Origin of the sequence: Pseudoalteromonas aurantia (assembly GCF_005886875.1) — a bacterium.
In the GTDB taxonomy this organism is placed as follows: domain Bacteria; phylum Pseudomonadota; class Gammaproteobacteria; order Enterobacterales; family Alteromonadaceae; genus Pseudoalteromonas; species Pseudoalteromonas aurantia_A.
This window is the reverse complement of sequence record NZ_PNBY01000161.1, coordinates 1-611: the sequence shown is the minus strand read 5'-3', so window position 1 is coordinate 611 and position 611 is coordinate 1. Positions and strand designations below refer to the sequence as shown.

Genomic DNA, 611 nt, shown 5'->3' with positions numbered 1-611 from the left:
ATTTCTACCCTTTTGGAACTGGGAATTTCAATTACCGAAATTGCCAAAAAAGTGAAGTGCCATCGTGCAACGGTGTATCGTGAGTTAAAAAGAAACCAAACACATGGGCAGTATTGCCCTATGAATGCTCACACTTACTCTGTTAGCAGGCGCAAAACAGCTCGCAAGTATCGGATACCTGCTAAGCATATTGAATTTGTACGTTTTTTGCTTGGTATCGATTGGAGTCCTGAGCAAATTTCCAATGTGCTAACAAGCGTAGGCGCGTGTGTCAGCCATGAATGGATTTATCGCTGTGTTGCGCGAGATAAACGCCAAGGTGGCAAGCTCTATCGTCACTTGAGGCAAGGACATAAGCGATATCGCAAAGGCCTAAAAGAGAAGGCACCAACGATTAAAAATGCGATATCAATTGATGAGCGCCCACCTATTGTTGATAGCCGAGAGCGATATGGAGATTGGGAAATCGACACTGTATTAGGTAAGCATGGTACAGGCGCTATCGTCACCATCTTAGAGCGAAAAAGTCGATTTTATTTGGCTACGAAAGTGCAGTCCAAATCGGCGGATGCAGTGACAAAAGCGACAATAGAGAGGCACATGCCATATAA

The 611-nt window shown here is 44.4% G+C and carries 1 protein-coding gene; it reads left to right on the top strand.

Annotated elements, in window-relative coordinates:
• The coding region (locus tag CWC18_RS20185) for an IS30 family transposase (RefSeq protein ID WP_138675990.1) at positions 1-611 on the top strand (611 nt) is incomplete at both ends.